The 23,649-nt window shown below is 43.6% G+C and carries 17 protein-coding genes and 1 riboswitch; of the genes, 5 read left to right on the forward strand and 12 right to left on the reverse strand.

Annotation, left to right across the window (positions count from 1 at the left end; all coding sequences use genetic code 11):
* Positions 1-87: 87 nt before the first annotated feature.
* Positions 88-191, reverse strand: a riboswitch (SAM riboswitch).
* A 101-nt stretch (positions 192-292) separates the two neighbouring features.
* Genes purD through RTX25_RS09410 form a run of 8 tightly spaced genes read right to left on the reverse strand, consistent with a single transcriptional unit; the run spans position 293 to position 10,908 of the window.
* A complete protein-coding gene (gene purD / locus RTX25_RS09375) occupies positions 293-1,546 on the reverse strand; it encodes a phosphoribosylamine--glycine ligase (RefSeq protein WP_312653024.1) in 1,254 nt (417 codons plus the stop codon).
* Positions 1,547-1,556: 10 nt separating this feature from the next.
* Complete coding sequence (purH, locus tag RTX25_RS09380; RefSeq protein WP_312653057.1) at positions 1,557-3,062, reverse strand: bifunctional phosphoribosylaminoimidazolecarboxamide formyltransferase/IMP cyclohydrolase; 1,506 nt, start codon at positions 3,060-3,062, stop codon at positions 1,557-1,559.
* A complete protein-coding gene (locus RTX25_RS09385) occupies positions 3,016-3,618 on the reverse strand; it encodes a formyltransferase family protein (protein WP_312653026.1) in 603 nt (200 codons plus the stop codon). Before RTX25_RS09385 ends, purH begins: the two co-directional genes overlap by 47 nt.
* The gene (purM, locus tag RTX25_RS09390) at positions 3,606-4,607 is read right to left on the reverse strand and encodes a phosphoribosylformylglycinamidine cyclo-ligase (protein ID WP_312653028.1); all 1,002 of its coding nucleotides are present in this window, start codon (positions 4,605-4,607) and stop codon (positions 3,606-3,608) included. The genes RTX25_RS09385 and purM overlap by 13 nt, the downstream gene beginning before the upstream one ends.
* Entirely contained in the window at positions 4,604-5,998 is a 1,395-nt protein-coding gene (purF, locus tag RTX25_RS09395; RefSeq protein WP_312653030.1) for an amidophosphoribosyltransferase, read from the reverse strand. The genes purM and purF overlap by 4 nt, the downstream gene beginning before the upstream one ends.
* Positions 5,995-6,702 (reverse strand): phosphoribosylaminoimidazolesuccinocarboxamide synthase, encoded by a 708-nt coding sequence (purC, locus tag RTX25_RS09400; RefSeq protein ID WP_312653032.1) that lies wholly within the window; start codon positions 6,700-6,702, stop codon positions 5,995-5,997. The genes purF and purC overlap by 4 nt, the downstream gene beginning before the upstream one ends.
* Entirely contained in the window at positions 6,702-7,181 is a 480-nt protein-coding gene (purE, locus tag RTX25_RS09405) for a 5-(carboxyamino)imidazole ribonucleotide mutase (protein ID WP_312653034.1), read from the reverse strand. The genes purC and purE overlap by 1 nt, the downstream gene beginning before the upstream one ends.
* Positions 7,123-10,908, reverse strand: coding sequence for a phosphoribosylformylglycinamidine synthase (locus RTX25_RS09410; RefSeq protein WP_312653036.1), 3,786 nt, complete (start codon positions 10,906-10,908; stop codon positions 7,123-7,125). The genes purE and RTX25_RS09410 overlap by 59 nt, the downstream gene beginning before the upstream one ends.
* A gap of 314 nt (positions 10,909-11,222) precedes the next feature.
* On the opposite strand from RTX25_RS09410, the gene RTX25_RS09415 reads away from it, so the two are divergent.
* From RTX25_RS09415 to RTX25_RS09425, 3 genes are all read left to right on the forward strand, one after another.
* A complete protein-coding gene (locus RTX25_RS09415; protein WP_312653038.1) occupies positions 11,223-13,154 on the forward strand; it encodes an NAD(+) synthase in 1,932 nt (643 codons plus the stop codon).
* 110 nt (positions 13,155-13,264) lie between these two features.
* Entirely contained in the window at positions 13,265-15,943 is a 2,679-nt protein-coding gene (locus RTX25_RS09420) for a cation-translocating P-type ATPase (protein WP_312653040.1), read from the forward strand.
* A gap of 199 nt (positions 15,944-16,142) precedes the next feature.
* A complete protein-coding gene (locus RTX25_RS09425) occupies positions 16,143-17,183 on the forward strand; it encodes a hypothetical protein (RefSeq protein ID WP_312653042.1) in 1,041 nt (346 codons plus the stop codon).
* 44 nt (positions 17,184-17,227) lie between these two features.
* On the opposite strand, the gene RTX25_RS09430 is transcribed toward RTX25_RS09425, so the two are convergent.
* The 3 genes from RTX25_RS09430 to RTX25_RS09440 are packed head-to-tail and all read right to left on the reverse strand — an operon-like array spanning position 17,228 to position 19,097.
* Positions 17,228-17,710 (reverse strand): GAF domain-containing protein, encoded by a 483-nt coding sequence (locus tag RTX25_RS09430; protein WP_312653044.1) that lies wholly within the window; start codon positions 17,708-17,710, stop codon positions 17,228-17,230.
* A gap of 30 nt (positions 17,711-17,740) precedes the next feature.
* Positions 17,741-18,586 carry a S1-like domain-containing RNA-binding protein gene (locus RTX25_RS09435; RefSeq protein WP_312653046.1) on the reverse strand — a complete coding sequence of 282 codons (846 nt, stop codon included), beginning with the start codon at positions 18,584-18,586 and terminating at the stop codon, positions 17,741-17,743.
* On the reverse strand, positions 18,579-19,097 hold the full coding sequence (locus RTX25_RS09440; RefSeq protein ID WP_312653048.1) for a gamma carbonic anhydrase family protein: 519 nt from the start codon (positions 19,095-19,097) through the stop codon (positions 18,579-18,581). The genes RTX25_RS09435 and RTX25_RS09440 overlap by 8 nt, the downstream gene beginning before the upstream one ends.
* Positions 19,098-19,317: 220 nt before the next feature.
* Here RTX25_RS09440 and RTX25_RS09445 point away from each other — a divergent pair, with 220 nt between their 5' ends.
* A complete protein-coding gene (locus tag RTX25_RS09445) occupies positions 19,318-22,353 on the forward strand; it encodes a vitamin B12-dependent ribonucleotide reductase (protein WP_312653050.1) in 3,036 nt (1,011 codons plus the stop codon).
* Between the two features lie 124 nt (positions 22,354-22,477).
* Here RTX25_RS09445 and RTX25_RS09450 read toward each other — a convergent pair whose 3' ends face one another.
* Positions 22,478-22,876 carry a hypothetical protein gene (locus RTX25_RS09450; protein ID WP_312653052.1) on the reverse strand — a complete coding sequence of 133 codons (399 nt, stop codon included), beginning with the start codon at positions 22,874-22,876 and terminating at the stop codon, positions 22,478-22,480.
* A gap of 208 nt (positions 22,877-23,084) precedes the next feature.
* Between RTX25_RS09450 and RTX25_RS09455 the strand changes: the two genes are divergently transcribed.
* A complete protein-coding gene (locus RTX25_RS09455; RefSeq protein ID WP_312653053.1) occupies positions 23,085-23,552 on the forward strand; it encodes an Lrp/AsnC ligand binding domain-containing protein in 468 nt (155 codons plus the stop codon).
* Positions 23,553-23,649: the final 97 nt, after the last annotated feature.

Raw genomic sequence — 23,649 nt, forward strand, 5'->3', positions numbered from 1 at the left:
CCTCACGTGCTTTTTTGATGGTACCTCAAAAAAGACAAAATAAAATCGCCTAAGAATAAACTTAGACGAATGAAATCCAAAAGTTTATTCTCATCTTTCAGCATGCTCATGCTGCAGGAATTGGCACCATATACTTGCGTATTGGTTGCCGGGTTTCACAGGGCCTTTCCCTCCACCTCTCTAGATAAGAAAATATTAATATTCGGTTGTTTTTATAGTACCACGTTAAATAATGTTGTCAATCAGCTAAGGGAACAGTTTATGAGTATGATTTATGTAAAGGTTTAAAATATTATATTCTGCCAATATCACTACGATAATAAAGGTTTTCATTGCCAACTTTCTGAAGGTATCCGTAGACATTATTCTGAATCTCCTCTTCTGTTCCTCTGGAAACAACCGACAGCACACGTCCAGAACGGGACAGAATGTCATTTCCCTCAAGTCTGCTCGAATAGGAAAAGATCTCTATTGCGTCAGGATTCTGGTCGAAAAAATCGGTAATGACGATATCTTCCTGTGAGGATAAGGGATAGCACTTTGAAGACAGGACGACACAGAGAGCGCTCTCATTGGAGCAGATCACATCTTCTTCTATAAGGCACCCGTCGAGAGTTTTCATGAATATCGTGTTCAGATCACAGCTCAGTGTTTCCAGAAGACTCTGGGTTTCCGGATCGCCGAATCTCAGGTTGTATTCTAAAAGATAAGAACCTTTGTCTGTCAGCATGAGTCCGAAGAAGATGACTCCTTTAAATCTCATGTTCTCGGCAATCAGCCCTTCCAGAGTATTTTTCATGATATTCTCTCTGAAGTCAGCCTGAATTTCTTCTGTGTAATATGGATTAGGTGTCAGGCTGCCCATCCCACCTGTATTAAGTCCGGTTTCTCCTTCTCCGATTTTCTTGTGGTCCATGGTCGAATTTAAAGGAATGATTCTCTCCCCGTCAAATAGTGTAATGATGGAAGCCTCTTTTCCTTCAAGATATTCCTCTATGACAATCTTTCTTGATGCCTCGTGGAATTTTCCGTTTTCCATATATTCTTCAATGGTCTTAATAGCATCTCCTAGGGAGTGGATAATCTCAACTCCTTTACCTGAAGCCAGTCCATCGGCTTTGATGACGATGGGATACCGGCAGGAAGAGACATATGACCTTGCCTTCTGACTGTCTGTAAAAACCTGATATTGAGCTGTTCGTATTCCATACTTCTTCATAAAATCTTTCGCAAAGGATTTTGACCCTTCAAGAATAGCACAGGCTTTTTGCGGTCCGATGATTCTGAGTCCGGATTCCAAAAAGAGATCCACAATACCTTCCATCAGGTCGGCTTCTGGTCCGACTACGGTATAGTCGATATGATTCTGAAGCGCGAAATCCCGTAAGAAGAAATGACTTTCTTTAGGGATATTCATGCATTTTTCAAGTCTCTGTGTCCCACCGTTACCTGGCGAAACATACACTTCTTTAACCTGATCTGACTTTGCAAGCTTGGCTGCGATGGCATGTTCTCTTGCGCCTTCACCTACGATGAGTATTTTCATCTTTCTCCTCCTAGTGTTTAAAATGTCTCACGGAAGTAAATACCATGGAGATGCCTGTCTCATTGCACAGGTCAACGGACTCCTGATCTCTTAGCGAGCCGCCAGGCTGGATGATTGCACGGATACCTGCATCAGCCGACGCCTTGACCACATCACTGAAAGGAAAGAATGCGTCGGAAGCAAGAACAGATCCTTTACCCTTTGCTTTCTCAAGTGCAGATAAAGCCGCATCGATACGGTTCACCTGTCCTCCTCCGATGCCTAAAGTCATGCGGTCATTGGTGACCACGATGGCATTGGACTTGACATACTTCACCACTTTAAAGGCGAACTCCAGCTCTTTCATTTCCATTTCTTCCGGTGATTTTACGGTGACTACCCTGTAATCCGAGACGGTTCCTTTATCTTCATCCTGTACCAGCATCAGACCATCAAGGGAAACGTAGGCTTTCAGGGCATCCGGTTTTTTCTGACACCTGATGATTCTCAGGTTCTTCTTCTTCTTCAGAATTTCAAGTGCTTCATCGGTAAAGCCAGGTGCCATCACGACTTCAAGAAAAATCTCGTTCATTTTCTCTGCAGTGCTTTTTCCTATCTCGCAGTTCAGCGCAACGATTCCACCGAAGATGGATATTCTGTCTCCGTCGTAAGCTTTGGAATATGCTTCAAAATCATCTTTACCGATGGCGACACCGCACGGGGTGTTGTGCTTCAGTGCACAGCAGCAAGGCTCGTCGAATTCCGAAACGACCTTCCAGGCGATGTCCAGATCCTTGTAGTTGTTATAGGAGAGCGCTTTTCCCCAGAGAATCTCAATTTCGTTCAATGCACCTGTTTCATCGAGGGACTCATAAACAGAAGCGTTCTGATGAGGGTTTTCCCCGTATCTAAGCTCGCTCTTTTTCCGGTAGGACAAACTGAGATATCTTTTCTCATGCTCTTCAAGGAGAAAGTTGGATACTGAGCTGTCGTATGCTGCCATAAGATTGAAAACATTGCCGGCCAGCCTTCTCCTTAAATTCAGCTTCTCGCTATCGGTTCCTTTTCTTGATATGTGCATGAAATCCTCGTAGTCTTCTGGAACGGACAGTGCATAGACAAAACCGAAATTTTTGGCTGCAGCCCTAAGCATTGCAGGTCCGCCGATATCGATGAACTCAATCTGGTCGTTGAATGGAAGATCTTCCTTCAGCTTATCCGAGAACGGATACAGATTGACACATACGATGTCGATTCCTGTAATGGAAGCTTCCGTTATCTGTCTGATGTCCATTTCATGATCACGTCTGTACAGGATCCCACCATGAACTGCAGGATGAAGTGTCTTTACTCTGCCATCAAGCATTTCCTGAAACCCGGTGAGATCCTCAACTTTTCTTGGATGAAATCCGTTCTCTTCAAGATAGGCGTAGGTTCCACCTGTTGACACCATCTCTATGCCTTCTTCATGGAAGAACTGGGCGAGCTCCTTAAGCCCTGTTTTGTCGTAAACACTGATCAGTGCTCTCATCATTATTATCCTCCTTTGCAATCAGCCTGATTGCGTCAATCAAAGCGCCTTTTTCGATGTCTGATACAAGATGCATGACCTCTTCCGGTCCTTCTGCACTTTTTATTCCGATGATGCGCTTAAGAATGTAGGCGCCTCCATCTATGATTTCATTGACATAATGAACGGTACATCCGGAAATGGGCATTCCGCTGTCGTATACTGCCTTATGGACCCTTAGTCCGTACATTCCTTTACCCCCGAACTTCGGGAGCAGTGAGGGATGCAGATTGATCATCTTATTTTCCATTTCTTTTAGAATTCTGCCCTCGAGGATGGAAAGAAAACCAGCCAGAACCACAAGGTCGAGATCTTTGACGCTTTTGAGGATATCATCCGACAAGGAAGAACTTCTTTCCATAACAAGGTAAGGGATTCCGTGCTCTTTTGCATAGTCTAAACCCCGGCAGCCACGGTCAGAAATAACAAGGACCACCTCATAAAGATCATCTGCAGCAGAATCTCTTAGGATAGATTGAAGAGTTGTTCCTGTACCTGATATGAGAACAGCTATCTTAAACATATTTGCCCTTCTCCTTCGTCAATGTAACCTAGGGTCACAGGATCTTCCCCCCGAGACTTGAGATGATGCTTAAAGCGCTCAGCGATGCCTTTATCGATACAGAAAACAAAACCGATCCCTGTATTGAATGTGTTGTAGAGGGTGTCTTCTGCTACTCCACGTTCCATGAGCAACCTGTATACATCAGGAAGGCTGTAACTGTCTTTTAGTATATTGATTCTCAGCTTATCTGAGGCAAGCATTCTGGGTATATTCTCGATGAATCCTCCTCCGGTGATATGGGCCATACCGCTGATCTCGAAGTGATCCAGAGCATCAAGTACGACATCGGTATAGATTCTGGTAGGGGTCAGAAGATATTCGCCGATGGTCATGCTTTCGTATGGCTCATCGAAATCCTGAAAGATTTTCCTGAGGAGTGAATAGCCGTTGGAGTGGAAACCTGATGAAGGTAGTCCTATGAGAACATCTCCTGATCTGATCTTATCTCCGGTCACGATTCTGTCCTTCTCCGCAACACCGACCGCAAATCCTGCGATATCGTACTCCCCATTTTCATAGAATCCAGGCATTTCAGCTGTTTCTCCGCCGATAAGAGATAAGCCTCCTGCAATGCACCCGTCAGCGACTCCCTTGACAAGTTCAGAGGAGACTTCTGAATCCAGCTTTCCGCATGCGATATAATCCAGAAAAAACAAAGGCTTTGCCCCATGGCATAGGATGTCGTTCACGCACATGGCTACACAGTCGATTCCGACGGTATCGTACTTCTTCGTATCGAAAGCGATCTTAAGTTTTGTACCAACGCCGTCAGTTCCGGAAATCAGAACAGGTTTTCTGTACCCTTCAGGTATTTCCATCATGCCCGCAAAAGAACCTAAATGATTGAGCACAAGAGGACTGAGTGTCTTCTTCGCATATTCTCTGATTTTTTCTACAGACTTATAACCTTCGTGGATATCCACTCCTGCCGATCTGTAATCGATCATAATCTGAACACCTCCATAAATTCATTTGGTGCCCCTAAGGGATATACTCCCGTAAAGCATCCCGTGCAGAATGACGTTCCGCCAAGTGACGAGCTCAGTCCATCAAAGGTAAGGTACTCAAGAGATGTGCTTCCGATGTAATCGCTGATTTCATCCTTAGTCATCTTGGATGCGATGAGGGTATCTCTATAAGGTGTATCGATTCCAAAATAACAGGGGAACATGACCATTGGTGATGAGACTCTGAAGTGCACTTCCTTTGCGCCTGCTCTGTATAGAAGGTCCACCAGATATTTCGATGTCGTTCCTCGAACGATGGAATCATCGATCAGCACAACCCGTTTACCGGCAACCACTTCTTTCTGTGCATTGAGTTTCAGTGATACAGCCTTCTCTCTTGCTTTCTGTGATGGTGTGATGAAACTTCTTCCGATGTATTTGTTCTTGGAAAATCCGATATCAAACGGAATTCCTGAGGCTCTTGAATATCCGATGGCTGCAGCAAGACCTGAATCCGGAACGCCTATGATGACATCAGCTTCAACAGGAGCCTCTTTGTAGAGCATCTCCCCAGTCCTGATACGTAGTGAATGTACACTCATGGAGTCGATGATGGAATCAGGCCTTGCAAAGTAGATGTATTCAAAAGAACAGGTCTGTCTTTTGGTTTTTTCTGAATAGACATAGGAGATGACTTCTCCGTTTTCTATGATGACCATTTCTCCAGGCTGGATGTCCCGCACAAGAGTTCCGCCGACGGTGTCGATGGCGCAGCTTTCAGAAGCAAGGATAAAATCGTCTCCTCTTTTTCCAAGAACCAGCGGCCTTATTCCGTAAGCATCTCTTATGCCGATGAGTTTAGTGCCGAATGCAATGACCAGCGCGAAGCTTCCCTTTACCGTCTGAATCGCATCAAGGACAGCCTGTTCCAGACCTTTGTGGATGCTTCTCGAAATCAGATTGACGATCACTTCAGAATCTGTATCGGTCTGAAAAATCACACCGCTGTCTTCAAGAAGTCCACGGATGACATCGGTATTGATGAGTGTACCGTTGTGGGCGACCGCCATGGAACCGAACTTGCTTCTGGCGGTCAGAGGCTGTGCATTCAGAACATTAGAATCTCCTTTTGTAGAGTATCGCACGTGTCCTACAGCAATATTGCCTTCCAGTTCTTCTAGATCCGTCTGCGTTATAGCCTGAGAAACAAGGCCCATCTTCTTTCTTACCTGCATCTCACCATCATTGATGGAGGCGATTCCGGCGCTTTCCTGACCTCTGTGCTGAAGTGCAAAGAGTCCGTCATAGACGTCGTAGGAAGCCTGGCTGTCTTTCGTATAGATTCCGAAAACCCCGCATTCTTCTTTGAATTTATCGATGATCTCTATCATGACTCACCCTTTTTCATTCTGCTGATTACCTCGGTATAAGCACCTTTGACATCACTGAGATTTCTTCTGAATCTGTCTTTATCCATTTTCTCTCCTGTTTTTTCATCCCATAGTCTGCAGGTATCCGGACTGATCTCATCAGCAAGAAGGATATTGCCGTCACTGTCCTTACCGAATTCAAGTTTGAAGTCCACCAGTCTAAGACCCAGTTTACCGAAGAAGGAAATGAGAAGCTCATTGATTCTTGCGGTCTCTGAATAGATCGTTTTAAGTTCGTCAAAGCTTGACAGGCCAAGAGCAACCGCGTGGGTATCATTAATGAGCGGATCACCGTACTCATCATTTTTGTAACAGATTTCGAATATGGTCGTCTGAAGCGCCTGACCCTCGGGTACGCCAAGCCTTTTGGAAAATGAACCTGCAGCGACGTTTCTCACGATGACTTCAAGCGGAATGATGGTCACCTTTTTCACCAGCTGTTCTCTTTCGGACAGTGTACGGATAAAATGTGTACGGATTCCGTTTTCTTCAAGATAGGGAAACAGGATCGATGTGATTTCGTTGTTCATGATGCCTTTGTCCTCAATGGTTCCCTTTTTCTCGCCATTGAAAGCTGTCGCATCATCTTTATAGTAGACCACTACCTCATTTTCATTTTCGCTTTCGAATATTCTCTTGGCTTTTCCTTCATACAGCATTTTCATCAGTAAATTACCTCCGTACTATTTTCTTTTCTCAGGTTTTCTTTCATGTCTTCACGATACTTTTTCAGCTTCTCTTTAAGAACCGTATATTTTATGGAGAGAATCTCCACTGCCAGCATTGCGGCGTTGAATGAATTGCCGATGCCTACGGTTGCTACGGGAATCTGCCTGGGCATCTGGACGATGGATAAGAGTGCATCCAGTCCTTCCAGTGCTCCTTTAAGCGGAACGCCGATTACAGGCAGAAGTGTCTGAGATGCGATGACGCCGGGAAGATGTGCGGCAAGACCCGCCCCTGCAATGATCACTTCAAAACCGTCTTCTTCTTTCTGTCGTAAGATTTCCTCCAGAAGTTCCGGTGAGCGGTGAGCGGATATGGCATAAGATTCGCTATAAACCTCGAACTCATCAAGAAGAACTTTAGCCTTTTTCATGGTATCTTTGTCTGATGGGCTTCCAAATAAAATCAGTACTTTCATTGATCTCTCCTTTATTCTGTCTGCTGTTTCTGAAATAATTGACGCCGTTCTTGAACATATCTTTGTAATAGCAGCCTTCATAATTAACATAGAGGCCGTTCTGGTACCTTTCTGTATGTCCCATTTTCCCGAAGATTCTTCCATCGGGTGATGAGATCCCTTCGATGGCGAACATCGATCCGTTGGGATTGTATGGTCCTTCCATGGTTATGTTTCCATCAGGATCCGCATACTGTGTAATGATCTGACCCGTTATGGAGAGCTCTTCCAGCATCTCTTTCGAAGCAAGGAATCTTCCTTCCCCATGGGATACGGGAACATCATGAATATCATTAAGTGAAGCGCCCCGCATCCAAGGTGTATTAAGAGAAACCACCTTTGTCCTGGCCATCCTCGACATGTGTTTTCCTGAAGTATTGTAAGTCAGTGTCGGCATAGATTCGTGGGGATCTATGATTCTTCCGTAGGGAAGCAGTCCGGACTTCACGAGGCCCTGGAAGCCGTTGCAGATACCAAGGATAAGACCACCCCGATCAAGAAGATCATGGACAGCGTCCTTTACCATGGAATTTCGCAGGACATTGGCAATGTATTTGCCTGAACCTTCCGGTTCATCTGCTGCACTGAATCCTCCTGAAAGCATAAGGATATCTGTTTCTCTTATCCTTTTACTGAGGCTTTCCAGAGATTTTCTGATTTTCTTATCTTCATTCTGGAAAATGAATGTGTTGACGTCGGCACCTTCTTTTCTGAAGGCATATTCAAGATCATATTCACAGTTGGTACCGAAAAATACAGGGATCAGAACCTTCGGATGTTCAATATAGCCTTCAAATGGCTGTCCTCTATGAGATATGATCTTTGTGTCGACAAGCTCTCCCTTCTGTCTGTATTCATTGAATACACCGGATAACGGTTTTTTATGAAGAGCAAGAAGTTCCTCAAGGGATATCGCTTCATGTTTTAGGGTGACAAGGCCATCATCTGTGGTTTCCCCTGCAATTTTCAGGTAAAGATGATGTCCTAGTTTCATCACGCTTTCAAGATGTTCTTTAGGAATTTCGAAAACAAAACTTCCGGGATCTTTCCTGTTCATGGTCTCAGTGAGTTCTTCCAGGGAGAAACCGATTCTGTTTCCTGCCGCCATATTGAAGATGGTTGAAAAGAGCCCTTTCTTTAAGGTGTCACAGGCAGAGATTAATTTTTGGTCTCTCAGCATCAGGATGAATTCTGCATTCTTCATGAAGATTTCAGGAACATAGAGTCCGTTTTCTCTTGGCGTGATCAGAGTGATCAGTATGCTTTCATTTCCTTTCAGCACATTGCTGATCACATCTTCTTTCTTCATAGTGGTTACAGCAAAAGAAATCAGTGTGTTGGGTACATGAAGATCATTGAAGCTTCCTGACATGGAGTCTTTTCCGCCGATAGCAGGAACCTTGTAATCTAGCTGGGCTTTCAGGGCACCCAGCAGTGCAGATAAAGGACGTCCCCAGTTTCTGCTGTCTTCTCCAAGCTTTCGGAAATACTCCTGGAAGCTCAGTCGTGCACCTTTCGGATCAGCACCCAGAGAAACGAGCTTTGCTAGACTTTCCACTACAGCATCATTAGCGCCGCGGAAAGGGTTTTCCTCCACGATGTACGGATCAAATCCGTAAGTCATGACCGACGCATCGTATGTTTCCAGATTTTTCAGTGGTACAAGAGACACCATTCCCTGACTTTTCGTATCCTGATATTTTCCGCCAAACGGAAGAATCAGACTGCTTCTGCCAATGGTTGAATCAAAATTTTCAAGAAGGCCCTTCTGCGATGCGTTCTGGAGCTTCTGTACTTCTTCTTTTATGCTGCTCAAAGTGATTTCTTTCTGAGGCAGTCTTTGTTTGCTCATGACAGGCTCCACCGATGCGGGCATTTCTGACGCTGCTCCGTTAGTATCAATGAACGCTCTGGAAAGATCCACGACAAGCTGGTCTTCATAGAACATCCTCAGTTTTCCGGTATCGGTCACTTTCGCCACCATAGTTGCCTCAAGGTTTTCTTCTTCTGCATAGGCGATAAAAGCATGAAGATCATTTCTGTCGATGACTACAGCCATTCTTTCCTGAGATTCGGATATGGCGATTTCAGTGGGATCAAGTCCCATGTACTTTTTGGGCACAAGATCCAGATAGATATCTATGGATTCCGCAAGCTCTCCTATGGCTACTGACACACCTCCGGCTCCGAAATCATTACATCTTCTGATCAGCTTCGAAACTTTTTCGTTTCTGAAGAACCTCTGGAGTTTTCGCTCTTCTACAGCGTTTCCTTTCTGAACTTCAGCTCCTGAATCTTTGATGGAGGAAATGCTGTGGCCTTTTGAAGAACCTGTTGCGCCACCGATTCCATCTCTTCCTGTTCTTCCGCCAAGAAGAATGATCATATCATCCTTTTCGGGAACCTCTCTTCTCACATTTTCCTTAAGGGCTGATGCAATCACAGCACCGGTTTCCATTCTTTTTGCTTCATACCCGGGATGATAGATTTCTTCAACGAAACCGGTATTCAGACCGATCTGATTGCCATAGGAGGAAAAGCCTTTTGCAGCGCCCTTTGTGATGGCACGCTGAGGCAGTTTACCTGCCAGGGTTTCTTCTAGACTTTTTCTGGGATCGCCTGCACCTGTAATTCTCATTCCCTGATAGACATATGCTCTTCCGCTGAGAGGATCTCTAATGGCACCGCCAAGGCATGTCGCTGCACCGCCGTAGGGTTCGATTTCCGTAGGATGGTTATGGGTCTCGTTTTTGAACATGAGCAGAACATCCTTCTCCCCCTCGCTGGTTCTGATCCGTCTTTCGATGCTGCAGGCGTTGATTTCTTCGGACTCATCAATATCCTGGACATGTCCTGTGCTTTTAAGATACTTCGTTCCGATGGTCGCAAGATCCATAAGTGTTACCGGCCTGTTTTCTCTGCCGAGTTCCTTTCTTATGTCAAGATAGGATCTGTATGCCTTAAGAACCTCTGTGTCCTCATCCTCTATTCGGATATCACTAAGATGAGTGAGGAATGTGGTATGCCGGCAGTGATCCGACCAGTACGTGTCAAGGACCCTGACTTCGGTGATGCTGGGATCTCTGTTTTCACGGATGAAAAACGATCTGATCAGCTTCAGATCTTCAAGATTCATGGCTAAGGAACGTTCTTTCAGAAAAGTGATAAGAGCATAGTCATCAAAGCTTCGGAAACCATGAAGGATTTCAACAGTCATGTCTTTTAGCGGAAATGATTCAAACCCGTCATCCAGACTGCCTGCCCTCATTTCCACAGGGTTCAAGAGATAGTCCTGTATTCTTTGAAGGTTTTCAGGAGTGACCTGTGGGAAGAGATAGACTGTTTTGTAACGGACTTCGATATCATAGCGGTCGAGTACGAGTTTTATGCAGTCCTCTGCGGCCTGAGCCCTCTGATCATATTGTCCAGGCAGCAGTTCAAGGATAAACCCGGACGTATCTTTCAGGAAATCTCTGTCATGGAAGATAAGGTCTGATGAAGGATCTCCGAAGACTGTATACTCCACTTTACTGATCTCCTCATCGCTCAACCCCTTTAGAAGATAGAGATGGACGATTCTTGATTCAACCCTGATTTTCAGCATTTCCTCAATATCCTTATCCAGTGCTAAGGTTTCATTTCTGAATCCATTTCTCTTTTCCACAAAAATATTCTTTACTTTTAACATTTTATCCTCCCGAACGTTTTATAATCAAATCATAACATCGTAGGTATATAAGTCAATAAAAAACCTGTAATTTATATTTATAATTCGTACAGATAAGAACGTTAGGGCGAACGTTCGGATTTTGGAATAATTCTTGCTCTAAGACTCTGGCTTTCATTACGGATAAAATGCAAATGCCGGATTTCTTGTATTTTCGTTAATAGGACAGTCTTCAAGATAAACTGGAGTAAAACATCGGTCCTGTTTAAAGCTCGTGCCCTTGGTGGTATAATGTCTTTAATATATCCTTGCACTTTGCAGGATAATCTAATGATATGGAGAGGTATAAAAATATGGATTATATCAAAATATCCTCAGTGTCACCTAAGATCAGGGTGGCCGATGTGGAATATAACAGGCTTGAAATCCTGAAACTGATCAGAGAACTTGCAGAAGAACAGGTCAAAGTGGCTGTGTTTCCCGAGCTTTCTCTGACTGGATACACAGCAGCGGATATTTTCTTTTCAGAGGATCTGCTTCACCAGACAGAGCTTTCGCTTCTTGATATCACCGAAGAGACAAAGGATCTGGATATGGTTGTCATCGTAGGTTTTCCTCTTCAGCATCGTGGAAGACTATATAACAGCGCTGCCGTCCTATTCAACGGTAAAATTCTGGGTATAGTGCCTAAACAGAATCTGCCCAGCTACAATGAATTCTATGAAAGCAGATGGTTTACTGCATACAATGCTGCCCATGGACGCTTTGTCGACATCGGAGATGTTAAGGATATTCCTTTCGGCAACCTGGTTTTTTCAGGAGAGAAGTACACCTTCGGAGTGGAAATCTGCGAAGATCTTTTTGCAGCAATTTCACCTTCTTCCAGTCTTTCCCTGCAGGGTGCAGAAATCATCTTCAATCTTTCAGCCTCCAATGAACTGGTCGGAAAGAACGATTACCGACGAGACCTCGTGAGAATCGCAAGCGCGAAAAATATAGGTGCATATGTCTATTCTTCAGCGGGGCCTAATGAATCTTCAACAGATGTTGTGTTCAGCGGACATCTCATCGTATGTGAGTACGGGAATATTCTTGAAGAAAATGAGCGCTTCAGCATGGAATCTGATATCATCACCGCATTTGTGGATGTTTCCAGAATCCGCGGTGAAAGAATGCGAAACACCACATTCAGAAATGAGGTCGTAAATGAAGCCTATCGTGCAGATAAAGTTTCCTTCAGACATCAGAGCTATGAGATTGCAGGGTTTAACCGTACCATCAACCCTCATCCCTTTGTACCGGGAAATCCTCTAGAGAGAAACAAAAGAGCAAGGGAAATCCTGAAGATCCAGAGCTTTGGACTGGTGAAGAGGTTGACTCATCTCAATATGAAAAAGACGGTTATCGGGATTTCAGGTGGACTGGATTCCACTCTTGCACTTCTCGTCATTGTCAAGGCATATAAGATTCTCGGGATACCTCTTGACCAGATCGTCACGGTAACCATGCCCGGATTCGGAACAACGGACAGAACTTATCAGAATGCCATGGCTCTTTGCAGAGAGCTGGGTACAGACCTTCGAGAAATCAGTATTGTCGATGCCACTCTCCTGCATTTCAAGGATATCGGTCATGATGCCGATGTCCATGATGCCACCTACGAAAATGCTCAGGCAAGAGAAAGAACTCAGATCCTTATGGATATCGCCAACAAGGAAGGCGGTATCGTAATCGGTACTGGCGACCTGTCAGAGCTCGCCCTTGGATGGTGCACCTACAACGGAGATCAGATGTCCATGTACGGTGTCAATGCCTCCATACCGAAGACGCTGGTCAGATATCTGGTCAGATATTTCTATGAGGAAGAGTTTACAGGCAGACTTTCTGAAGTGCTGAAGGATGTCGTTGAAACGCCTGTAAGTCCAGAACTGCTCCCTAAGGGAATTGATGATGAGCTGCTTCAGATGACTGAAGATATTGTCGGACCCTATGAGCTCCATGACTTTTTCCTCTATCACTATGTGAAGTACGGTGCGAGTTTCAATAAGATTCTCTTCATGACAGAGATTGCCTTTAAAGGACGTTATGACACCGAAACCATAAAGAAGTGGCTGAAGGTGTTCGTCCGAAGGTTCTTCACTCAGCAGTTCAAGCGTTCAGCTATGCCGGATGGACCAAAAGTCGGAAGCATTTCTCTCTCTCCGCGGGGCGATCTGAGAATGCCGTCTGATGCTTCATTTCGTACTTTCATGGATACTTTAGAATAACTTCACGAGTTGTGAACATTTATAAGGTATAATTTTTTAGTAGTCCTTAAGTCAGAAGGACCATGCTGTTAAGAACAGACAATAGAATAAAAGTAAAAGAGGTGTTAATTATGTGGTTTAACAAATCACAGAGCGAGGTTCTTAAGGAACTGGACGTCAATGTGTCCACAGGACTATCCGAGGCTGAAGTCAGCCAGAGGCTTGAAAAATATGGAGAGAACAAACTCCAGGAAGCAAAAAAGAAAACCCTGATCCAATTATTCTTTGCACAGTTAAATGATGCACTCATCTATGTGCTTCTCGGTGCAGCGGTAGTGACACTCATCGTGGGTGAATATGCCGACTCTGTCATCATCCTGGCTGTTGTCATCCTGAACGCCACCATAGGCATCATTCAGGAATCAAAAGCCGAAAAAGCGATTGAAGCACTCAATAAACTCACTACCCCCCGCTCTCTTGTCAGAAGAGACGGTGAAGTGAAAGAAATCAGTTCCCTGCAGATCGTACCTGGTGATGTAGTGATTCTGGATGCGGGAAGGTATGTACCAGCGGATATCAGACTTGTCTCAAGTTCGAATCTTCAGATTGAAGAATCTGCACTTACAGGTGAATCCGTCCCTTCAGATAAATATTATGACAAAGAATTTACAGAAGAGAACATTCCTGTAGGTGACCGGGCAAACATGGCTTTCATGTCCACACTTGTCACCTATGGCCGTGGTGAAGGGGTTGTCGTCGGTACTGGAATGGAAACCATCGTAGGTAACATTGCCAAGAGTCTGAATGAAGAAACAGACAGCATGACTCCACTGCAGAAAAGAATGGATGAACTGGGCAAGACTCTCGGAAAACTGGCTTTGGGCATAACAATCCTCATGTTCATCATCGGTTTTCTCCAGGGAAGAGATCTTCTGGATATGCTCCTGACTTCCATCAGTCTTGCAGTTGCAGCCATTCCTGAAGGACTTCCGGCTATAGTCGCCATCGTTCTCGCCCTTGGAGTCACAAGGATGAGCAAAATCAACGCCATCGTCAAAAAACTGCCCGCTGTCGAGACTCTTGGTTCAGTGAACATCATCTGTTCCGATAAGACCGGAACACTGACGCAGAACAAGATGACCGTTCTTAAGTATTACACTCATGATGAAGAAGTGGATGTGGATATCCATACAGAGACAATGGAAACCAGTGATGAAGATGCGGAAGAACTCATCAAATCCTTTGTGCTCTGCAGTGATGCCACAGCTACAGCGAAAGAATCGACAGGAGACCCTACAGAAATCGCGCTTATCGTTCTTGGTAACCGTTTCGGACTGACGAAGGAAGAGCTGAACAGGATTTTCCCAAGAGTTGATGAAAAACCTTTCGACTCCGACAGAAAGCTGATGTCGACACTGAATCAGGAAGGAGAGGCATACAGAGTACACACAAAGGGTGCGATCGACAACATACTGAAGATTTCAACCTCCATTCTGATCAACGGTAAAAGCGTACCGCTGACAGAAGAACATAAGAAAACACTGCTTGACAAATCCGTTGAAATGTCCAACAAGGCTCTGAGAGTACTTGGTGTCGCATTCAAGGATACCCAGACAAAAATCAGTCCTGAAGAGATGGAAAAAGATCTGACTGTTATCGGTTTTGTTGCCATGATCGACCCGCCAAGACTTGAAGTCAAGGATTCCATAGCATCAGCTCATGGCGCCGGTATCACTTCAATCATGATTACCGGAGACCATAAGAATACTGCTGTTGCGATAGCAAAGGAGCTGGGTATTGCAGAGGATATCAGTCAGGCTATGACTGGTGCCGAGATTGATGAGATTTCGGATGAAGAATTTGCAGCCAACATCAACAGATACAGAGTATTCGCCAGAGTGTCACCGGAACATAAGGTGAAGATTGTCAAAGCTTACAAAGCTCAGGGAAACATCGTCTCCATGACCGGAGACGGCGTCAATGATGCGCCTTCCCTAAAACATGCGGATATCGGTGTTGCCATGGGTATTACCGGTACAGATGTATCTAAGGGTGCAGCAGACATGATTCTTACAGATGACAACTTTACGACCATTGTCGCTGCAATAGAAGAAGGTAGAAACATCTACAACAACATCAAAAAAGCGGTTATTTTCCTTCTTTCCTGTAACCTGGGTGAGATTGTTGCGATCTTTGTATCCGTACTCTTCTCATTTGCAATACCACTGCTGCCTACTCAGATTCTGTGGGTCAATCTGGTTACAGATACCCTTCCTGCAATCTCATTAGGTGTTGATCCTGGGGACCCTGATGTCATGAAGAAGGAGCCAAGAAATCCTAAGGAAAGCTTCTTTGCTCGAGGCGCAGGTATACGGGCGGTGATCGGCGGTTTACTCATCGGTTCGCTGACCCTTCTTGCCTTTTCGATCGGACTCAGAGAAAGAGGATCATCCATCTGGGCATCAGCTGATGCTCCAGAGGAAGTTCTGGTCTATGCCAGAACCATGGCATTTGTGGTTCTTGCCGTATCCCAGCTCTTCTACTCTCTGACCATGAGAAGCGAAACGAAATCCATATTCCAGGTCGGTTTCTTTAAAAACAGATATCTTTTGATGTCCATCGTAGCAGGAGTCGTACTTCAGTTTATACTGATTTCCACTCCGTTCCTGGCAGATGCATTCAAAGTCCATTCATTGCCTTTGAATGACTGGCTGATCGTATTTGGACTCTCGCTATTGCCTCTTATCGTAAATGAGATCATAAAAATCTTCATGAGAACATATCGAAATAAAAATAACCTTCCACTATAATGACAGAATCCCTGAAGTGATAAGCTTCAGGGATTTTTATAGATGAGGAACAGGATGATCTCCCAGAAAGAAGGATAAAACGGGACGGAATTTGAGTTTATTTTGACCGGGCATACACATATCTTCTGTGTTATGATAATATATTTAGTACAACAATTTTTTAAAATGGAATAATTATAATTATATTAAAGGAGCAGTTATGGAACAGATTAAGAAACTGATTGGTCTTAGAAAAGAAGCTGTGCTACTGGATTCATGGCTTTATATCATTAAAGCGATGCTGGCAATCGGCACAGGATACATCTTCGGGATGATGTTCGATGTGACAAGACTTGATATGATTTCAGTCCTTCTAGGGGTAATGTACAATCTGGAAGCGACAAATATATCTGCTGTCAAAGGCGGAATCAACCAGCTTCTTGCCTCCTTTCTCGGAGCAGTGACAACAGGTGTACTGGTCTATATCTTGGGGGTCAATGTATTCACTATTATGCTGGGTATGGGACTTACACTATTTATTGCCCTTAAGATCGACTACCGCGCTGTGTCCCCTGTCGCCATATTCACAAGTATCTACATGACACAGTTTATCCAGAGCGACGCATTGGGCAATCCGAGTATACTGCTGACCATCAGACTCCGTATGCTGGCTCTAGGGCTTGGTGTGCTCATCGCAATCATTTTCAACTTCATCTTCTCATTCATGTACTACCGAAAAATAACGAGAAAAAGACTTGAATTTGTCAGACTTAAGCTCAATCACATTATGAGCCTTACCTTCGACTATCTGACGGATGGCGATAAAACCATCGGAATGAATTACAATGAACCTTTTTCTCATATCTTTGCGGATATCGAGGGCGTTGTAAGAAATATCGAAGCACTGAAGAATGAACCGATGATTCCCCTGAATCTGCTGGAGAAGAAGAATCTTATAAATGCCGAGGAAATCATCAGACGACTTAAAGTCATGGCGCACTTGGCCTATGACAGCTGTTATACGAAAGACACCTATAAAACAGTACTTAGAGAAACTGACCTCAGCCATTTCGCGGCTTTCTGCAGCAAGTTCAGTAAGCTTGATTTCCTTCAGCCGGGTGAAAGGGATACCGCCTATTCGCTTCGTAGGCAACCCGATACGAGTGAACTGGAAACAGGTGCGAAAAGAATCTATGAGAATCTTGATCTTATCTACACAGAATTCAATACCATTTTAGAATTTCAGAAAAAAATGCAATAAAAGAATGCATGACTTTGATGTCATGCATTCTTTTTCACTTACAGTTAAAGTGATTCTTGCAGAAGAGCAACAAGCTCTTCCATATATTGTTTTTCAAGTTCTGTAAATCTGGCCAGTGAAGGGCTGTCGATGTCAAGGACACCGAAAATCTCTCCATTCCTATATATCGGCACAACCAGTTCTGAGCGTGAAGCGGAATCGCAGGCAATATGGTTATCCAGTGAAAGGACATCATCCACAAGCTGAGTTTTTCCTTCCTTTACAGATGTTCCGCAAACCCCGGATCCGATTTCGATTCTGTTGCAGGCAGGTTTTCCCTGGAAAGGTCCAAGAATCAGTTCTCCGCTTCTCATGAGATAGAATCCGACCCAGTTGATGTCGTCCATGTACATATTGATTACTGCACTGATGTTTGCCAGGTTTGCCAGAGTATCGGTTTCATTTTTCAGCTGCGCCTTCGTAAACAGAAGTGCGCTCTTCAGTCTTTTTTCTCTGCTCATTCCCTTAGGATCCTGTGTTTCAATCATATTAATATGTGCTCCTTTACTACCTGTTGTCTACTTAAGATAAGTTCCCCTCTCATCCTGTCGGATCAGACCTTTTTTCATGAGGTTACCTAAGGCGATTTTGAAGTAGTTTTTGCTGGTATTCCATTTCTTCTTGATTTCATCTGGAGTGGATTTGTCGTTATAAGGCATGAATCCATCGTTCTCTTTCAGATAGCCAAGTATGGTGTCGGAAAGCTCTTCTTTTTCTTCAATCATTTTCTTTCTTGGTGTGAAGCTGATTCTGCCGTCTTCCATAATCTTCTTTATCGTTCCGGTGACTCTATCGCCCGGCTGGATATCAGTGAAGTACTCATTTCTTAGGATAATTGCCATATACTTTTCTTCTACAGCAACTTCCAGCGTACCGTTGGTCTGCAAGCCATAAACGATTCCTGTAACAATGTCCCCTGCATTGTACTGATCTTCTTCAGGGACTTCAAGGTATCTTCCTACTTCAGTTGAAGCTGCAAGTCTTCCTGTTTTATCTTCGTATACGAACACAAGATATTCTTTCTCAGGAATCATTTTGAACTTCATTTCCTTATTCGGTACAAGGATATCTCTTTCCAGGCCGAAGTCCAGGAAGGCACCAAAATCGGTGACCTGTGAAACCTTTAAGACTGCAAGGTTATCCACAGTAACCTTAGGCTTTTTCATGGTAGCGATAAGTCTGTCTTTTGAATCTCTGTAGATGAAAACACTGACTTCATCCCCTACTGCCGGTTTGTCTCCTATGATGTTCCCTGTAGGGAGAAGTATGTCATCTGACGTGTTGCCCGTTTCTTTGTCGAGGTATAGTCCGAAGGCAGCTTCACGCTTGACCTTCAATGTGTTGAAATCTCCGAATTTAATCATGTTTTTCTCCTTTATGCATCATCGCATATTCATAGTAGTGATCTGCTGAGTCTCTTATTTTTATGATCTCATCTTCCGTAAGTTTTCTGGAAAATCTGGCTGGTCTTCCGATCCACAGTTCTCCGCCTGGTATCACCTTTCCTTCTGTGACCAGACTCCCTGCACCGATAATTGTATTTTCTCCGATAACCGAGTGGTTAAGGAGTATACTGCCCATGCCGATGATCGACTTTCCTTTAATGGATGTGCCATGGATGATGCATCCGTGGCCGATGGTGACATCATCACCGATGATCATTTGAAGTCCGCTGTCTGTATGAAGAACAGAATTATCCTGAATATTCGTCCTTTTCCCGATTCTGATCGGTGCCACATCAGCACGGATTACAGTACCATACCAGACTGAGGATCCGCTGGCCATTTCGATGTCGCCAACGAGCAGCGCATTCTCCGCGATAAAACTATTTTTGTCTGTTTTAGGCTTCATACCATTCAATTCTTTAATCATCATACCTCATTTCCTTTAAATATTGCGATCTACATCTCAATTAATTTTTTCCGATCCGACTTTCTCATTATTTCTTTAAATCATATTATGCTAACCTCTTCAACGGCAGTAGGATTTCGCGATTTCCATTTGTTAAAAAACTATATATTGTGGTTTTCTCTATTGCGTTGCACAACATATAGTATTATACTTAATCCATCGCAATTTATTCAGGAGGTTAGCAATGAAGGATATTAAAGACTTGTTTAAACGTTATTATACTAAAGAGCTGGACAATAATAAAGACAAAACTGTTTATGACTTATTTGACTGGAGCAAAAGGGATGTTCTTTTGAAAAATCATAAGAACGGAAAGATCATCGTTGAGATGAAAGATCTGGAATTCCCTACTCACTATTCACAGAATGCAGTGGATATCATCGCTTCAAAGTATTTCAGGAAAGCAGGAGTCAATAACGAACAGGGATACGAGAGCTCCATGAAGATGGTTGCTCATAGAATGGTCAGTTTCTGGATGGAATCCCTCGCAGATGAAGGAATTATCACCACACAGGATCAGAAAGACATATTCTATGATGAAATGGTGTACGGACTTCTGAATCAGATGTACGCACCAAACTCACCACAGTGGTTCAACACAGGACTTAAACAGTCCTACGGAATCGAAGGCGGTCAGAATGACCTCTTCTATTATGATCCTGTTGAAAGAAAAGTGGTTAAGTCCAAAGACACCTATACAAGAACACAGGCTTCAGCTTGTTTCATACTGTCTGTAGAAGACAAGCTTCTAGGCGATCATTCGATTTCCGAGCAGTATGTTACAGAAACAAAGCTCTTCAAGGGTGGTTCAGGAACAGGAACAAACTTCTCAAGCATCAGAGCAGTCGGAGAAAGACTGACAGGTGGCGGAGTTTCATCAGGACTGATGAGTTTCCTTAAGGGACTTGACAGAAATGCAGGAGCAATCAAGTCAGGCGGAACAACAAGAAGAGCAGCCAAAATGGTCTGTCTTGATATTGATCATCCAGAAATTGAGCAGTTTATTCTTTGGAAAGCCAAAGAAGAAGACAAGGTTCGAGCTCTTGCCAAAATGGGATATGATGCCGATATCGATGGAGAAGCATACGAAACTGTTTCCGGACAGAATTCCAACAACTCACTAAGAATCTCCGACGAGTTCATGAGAAAAGTGAAGAACATCGAAAACGATCCTGAAGCGACCATTACACTTCAAGGCCGAGTGGACAATTCAGTGAACAGAGAAATCAAGGTTTCCACCCTATGGGAAGAATTTAATGATGCGGCATGTAAGTCAGCAGATCCTGCCCCTCAGTTCACAGATACCTTTAACGCATGGCATACCTGCCCTGCCGGTGAAGATGGAGATCTATGGGCAAAACATAACCGTCTGAATTCAACAAATCCATGCGGAGAATATGCTTTCCTTGATGATACAAGCTGTAACCTTGCTTCCCTGAACATTTACAGATTCTACGATGTCGAGAAAAATCTTCTTGATGTCAAGGGACTGAAGCACATGATCGGGCTGAACCAGCTGCTTCTTGAATCATCCATTCATTGGGGACAGTTCCCGACTGTGGATATCGCAAGAAAGACCTATATGTTCAGAACAACCGGTCTGGGTATCGCAAACAGCGCTTCCCTTCTGATGGCACTGGGTATTCCCTATGATTCAGATGAAGCAAGAAATCTATCTGCTGCACTCATGGGACTCATCACAGGTGAAAGCTACAGAGTATCCGCTCTCATGGCTAAAGCTGTAGGACCTTTTGAAAAGTACGAGCTGAATAAGCCATATATGAACAGAGTCATCAGAAATCATGCAAGAGTTGCGGGTGCCCTGGACTCAGAGCTTGAAGAACTTCACTATGAGCCGATGAGAGTAAACCATGGACTTCTCTTTGAACTGGGCCACAAGGAACTTTCAGATACACTCAAGACAGCCTGGTCCGAAGCGGTAGATCTCGGAGAACTGAACGGTTACAGAAATGCACAGGTCAGTGTCATTGCACCTACCGGTACAATCTCATTTGCAATGGACTGTGCAGCAACATCCATAGAGCCATTCTTCTCCCATATCACCTATAAGAAGCTTGTAGGCGGCGGATTTATGACCATCGCAAATCCGATTGTCGAAGTAGCTCTGAAGAACTTAGGTTATTCAAGAGATGAAGTCAGAGATATTATGGCTTATATCGGCAAGGAAGAAAACGGTATGGTCCTTGATGGTAAAATCGAAGGTGCACCACACCTGAAGGAAGAACATTATCCGATCTTTGATACAGCCAATGTATGCGGAACCGGAAAGCGCTTCATTCAGCACTATGGGCATGTACTGATGGTTGCTGCACTGACTCCTCTGGTTTCAGGAGCAATCTCAAAGACAGTCAACCTTCCCAAGGATGCCACAGTTGAAGATTTCAAGGAAGTGCATATCCGATCATGGGAGACCGGTGTAAAGGGCATTTCCCTCTACAGAGACGGATCAAAATTTGCACAGCCGCTCAATACAAAGATCGACTACAAGGATGAGAATCTTGAGCTTGAGAGCCTCACCTATGATGCCCTGCTGGATTTTGCAAAAGAAGCAAAGAAAGAACTGCCGAAGGTCAGCTCAGGCGCAAACAGAAGAGAAAAGATGGCCGGAATCCGTGCTGGACATACCCATCCAGCACAGATCGATGACGTGAAAGTCTACATCACAGTCAATAGAAATGAAAGAGGCGAAATCTCTGAAATCTACATGACCACAGATCGTGAAGGAACACTTATTACCGGACTTCTTAATTCTCTTTCAAAGACCATATCCGTCATGCTGCAGTACCATATCCCACCAAAGGATATATCAAAAATGCTGAGAGGCCAGAAATACGAGCCTTATGGATTTGTATCCAAGCATCCGTACATCAAGAATGTCAGCTCGATCTCTGACCTGATTTCGAAGGTTATCGACATCGAACTGGGTGACTATTCCAGAGTACAGATTAAACCTGAAGAAAATGATGTACTGACCAAATCCCGTTCAAGATTTGTCAATAACTATTTTGAACCGGAAAACATCAAGCAGCTCTCCATGGTCGTTGATGAATCCGATGTGAAAACAGTCATCAAGGATGCCGAGAAAAACGGCGAAAAGCTCTATGACTCCGTCTGTTCCACCTGCCAGAGCACAAGAATGGTGAAGAATGGAACATGCAAGGTCTGTCTGGATTGTGGAACCACAACAGGCTGCTCATAAAAACCTGATTACTAAACATGAAAAAGATCACTGCAGAATAAAACTGCAGTGATCTTTTTCAATAGAGAAATGGAGCATGCTTTAATCAGCATACCCCACTATCCTACCTGTATTCATACAGGAATTACTGTTTATTTTTAAATAGTTTGCTCTTCTCTTTGGCGTTTGTCTTGATGATGTCTTTCTCATCAGCATATTTCAGTTTATTGGGTTTTGCCTTCGGTCTGATTGTTGCTGAGGATTTCGCATTTTTATTCTTCGGTGCGCCGATGCTGGATAGACCGGAGAGATCTGCATACCAGAGAAAGAAAAATACAAATACAGCTGTAGGAATATAGTGAATGATCACATTATCGGTATATGCCGGAATGATCAGACCTATAAACAGAAATACCAGAGAAACAACCAGGATAACCCATTTGCTTACCTTAACCTTACTCAGATAATAGATGTTTGCCATAGAGTAAAGAATAAAAATAGCAATGGACATGACGAAAATGACAAGTAGATTATTCCAGTTCAAAATAAAACCTCCCTTGATTCTTCTCTATTTTATGCCAATTTTCCATATTAATCAAGAAAGTTCACTACTTATAAAAATCAAATATAGACAAATGGTTAAATTATGTGTATTATAAAATCGTTGGAAATATAATATTTTTTTTACGATATTACCATTTTATGTCATTTTATTTGATATAATAAGTTATATCGAATTATGGGGGTGCATTATGACAAGTAACGCAGGTATCAATTTAGATGATTTAGATCTACAGATTTTGGAAATTCTCATAAAGGATGCTCGTACACCATACCTTGAAATTGCAAGAGTATGTCACGTATCGGGCGGAACCATTCATGTAAGAATGAAGAAGATGGAAGATCTTGGCATAATAAAAGGAACAAAAATCCTACTGGATATGCCGAAACTGGGCTATGACGTATGCTGTTTCGTGGGTATCTATCTGGACAAGAGTTCATCCTTCCAGGCTGCTATTGACGAACTTTCACTGATCAATGAGATTGTAGAACTGCATTATACTACAGGAGACTATGCGATCTTCACGAAGCTTGTCTGCAAGAACATTGCGCACCTTCAGGATCTCCTTCTCAACAGTATCAATGTGATCAACGGCGTGCAGAGAACCGATACGTTCATTTCTCTATCACAGCCATTGGACAGAAACATCAAATTATAGTTTATAATCGGAAGTAAAAAACAGCTGCATTTTTTGCAGCTGTCAGACTGTAGACAAAGTAGTTAGAGTTGAAAAACTTTGACTGCTTTTCTTTTTT

It is taken from the genome of Proteiniclasticum sp. (assembly GCF_032054185.1).
In the GTDB taxonomy this organism is placed as follows: Bacteria; Bacillota; Clostridia; order Clostridiales; family Clostridiaceae; genus Proteiniclasticum.

Excerpts from the sequence above, each read along its gene's own strand:
- purD (WP_312653024.1), bottom strand. The coding sequence starts at position 1,546 with ATGAAAATACTCATCGTAGGTGAAGGCGCAAGAGAACATGCCATCGCA.
- RTX25_RS09385 (WP_312653026.1), bottom strand. The coding sequence starts at position 3,618 with ATGTTTAAGATAGCTGTTCTCATATCAGGTACAGGAACAACTCTTCAA.
- purM (WP_312653028.1), bottom strand. The coding sequence starts at position 4,607 with ATGATCGATTACAGATCGGCAGGAGTGGATATCCACGAAGGTTATAAG.
- purF (WP_312653030.1), bottom strand. The coding sequence starts at position 5,998 with ATGATAGAGATCATCGATAAATTCAAAGAAGAATGCGGGGTTTTCGGA.
- purC (WP_312653032.1), bottom strand. The coding sequence starts at position 6,702 with ATGAAAATGCTGTATGAAGGAAAAGCCAAGAGAATATTCGAAAGCGAA.
- purE (WP_312653034.1), bottom strand. The coding sequence starts at position 7,181 with ATGAAAGTACTGATTTTATTTGGAAGCCCATCAGACAAAGATACCATG.
- RTX25_RS09410 (WP_312653036.1), bottom strand. The coding sequence starts at position 10,908 with ATGTTAAAAGTAAAGAATATTTTTGTGGAAAAGAGAAATGGATTCAGA.
- RTX25_RS09415 (WP_312653038.1), top strand. The coding sequence starts at position 11,223 with ATGGAGAGGTATAAAAATATGGATTATATCAAAATATCCTCAGTGTCA.
- RTX25_RS09420 (WP_312653040.1), top strand. The coding sequence starts at position 13,265 with ATGTGGTTTAACAAATCACAGAGCGAGGTTCTTAAGGAACTGGACGTC.
- RTX25_RS09425 (WP_312653042.1), top strand. The coding sequence starts at position 16,143 with ATGGAACAGATTAAGAAACTGATTGGTCTTAGAAAAGAAGCTGTGCTA.
- RTX25_RS09430 (WP_312653044.1), bottom strand. The coding sequence starts at position 17,710 with ATGATTGAAACACAGGATCCTAAGGGAATGAGCAGAGAAAAAAGACTG.
- RTX25_RS09435 (WP_312653046.1), bottom strand. The coding sequence starts at position 18,586 with ATGATTAAATTCGGAGATTTCAACACATTGAAGGTCAAGCGTGAAGCT.
- RTX25_RS09440 (WP_312653048.1), bottom strand. The coding sequence starts at position 19,097 with ATGATGATTAAAGAATTGAATGGTATGAAGCCTAAAACAGACAAAAAT.
- RTX25_RS09445 (WP_312653050.1), top strand. The coding sequence starts at position 19,318 with ATGAAGGATATTAAAGACTTGTTTAAACGTTATTATACTAAAGAGCTG.
- RTX25_RS09455 (WP_312653053.1), top strand. The coding sequence starts at position 23,085 with ATGACAAGTAACGCAGGTATCAATTTAGATGATTTAGATCTACAGATT.